Here is a 1478-nt window from a genome sequence, read left to right as displayed (position 1 = left end):
GGTCGGTGCGTGGCACCGCATAAAGCGGAAAGCGCGGATGAAGCAGCCTGACTGGGCGCGACAGCGAGACATCAGGCGTATTCAGGATTAGCATCTCGCCGCGAACGCCGCGCAGTCGGTCATCGCCCGCCGCCATTCCCGTGCATTCGATCTGGCGATCGAAACCGGAAACAGCCGAAGCGTCGGCGCCGAAGTGGAACTCGACGCCCATCGCCGCCAGCCTATCATGAAGTGCCGCCATCGCCTGACGCGGGTCGAGATGGGCTTCGTCGGGGAAGAGCAGTCCGCGGCGGAAGCGGCCGGCGAGGTCGGGCTCGAGCAACACGATTTCATCTTCATCGACACGCCGATGACCCGAGGTGCGGCTGGCGAACCGGTCGAGCTCGCCCGCATCGCGCGGCGCGGCCACGACCAGGGTTCCGGCCCGTGTCACGTGACCCGGCAGTACCGCATCCCACCAGTCGGCGGCATCGCGTCCGAGATCCAGCACTGGCTGCTCCGCGCTTTCACGCTCGCACCATGGCGCCAGCATACCGCCGGCGAACCATGACGCATTGCCGCCAAGGCTGTGCCTTGTCTCGGCAACGGTCACAGCCGCGCCGCGCGTGGCGAGTTCGAAGGCGACGGTGAGGCCGCCGACGCCAGCCCCTTTGACCAGCAGTCTCATGATCGCTCATGTGCCTCCGGCACAAGCGGTGCGCCGGTCTCGTCCGAGGGCACGTAGAGGTCGCCGCCCTCGCGGTATTTCGCCGCCATCGCGGCCATTCCCTCTTTTTGGGCCTCCGTGCGGATATCGTGAGAGATACGCATGGAACAGAATTTCGGACCGCACATCGAGCAGAAATGTGCCAGCTTGTGCGCCTCCTTGGGCAAGGTCTGGTCGTGGAAGGACCGCGCGGTTTCGGGATCGAGCGACAGGTTGAACTGGTCCTCCCAGCGGAACTCGAAGCGCGCCCGGGAAAGGGCATCATCCCTAACCTTTGCAGCCGGATGACCCTTCGCCAGATCGGCGGCATGGGCGGCGATCTTGTAGGTGATTACGCCGGTCTTGACGTCGTCGCGATCGGGAAGGCCAAGATGCTCCTTGGGCGTGACGTAGCAGAGCATGGCTGTGCCGAACCAGCCGATCATGGCGGCGCCGATACCTGAGGTGATGTGGTCGTAGCCTGGCGCGATGTCGGTCGTCAGCGGGCCAAGCGTATAGAACGGCGCCTCACCGCAGACGGCGAGCTGCTTGTCCATGTTCTGTTTGATCTTGTGCATCGGCACGTGGCCCGGCCCCTCGATCATCACCTGGCAGTCCTTTGCCCAGGCGATCTTCGTCAATTCACCGAGCGTTTCCAGCTCGGCGAATTGCGCCGCATCATTGGCGTCGGCGATCGAGCCCGGACGAAGCCCGTCGCCGAGCGAGAAGGAGACGTCATAGCCGCGGCAGATGTCGCAGATTTCCGCGAAATGCTCGTAGAGGAAGCTTTCCC

General features: G+C 64.4%; 2 protein-coding genes. Both read right to left on the bottom strand.

The window, feature by feature from the left end:
• The coding region (locus NKH70_RS35630) for an FAD-dependent oxidoreductase (protein WP_353027471.1) at positions 1–667 on the bottom strand (667 nt) is incomplete at its 3' end.
• The coding region (locus NKH70_RS35625; protein WP_353027470.1) for a phosphomethylpyrimidine synthase ThiC at positions 664–1478 on the bottom strand (815 nt) is incomplete at its 5' end. The genes NKH70_RS35630 and NKH70_RS35625, both read right to left, overlap by 4 nt.

The sequence above is a fragment of the Mesorhizobium sp. M0991 genome, assembly GCF_040318915.1.
Lineage (GTDB): Bacteria > Pseudomonadota > Alphaproteobacteria > Rhizobiales > Rhizobiaceae > Mesorhizobium.
The sequence above is the reverse complement of the archived record's forward strand: the minus strand, read 5'-3'. Positions and strand labels throughout refer to the sequence as shown.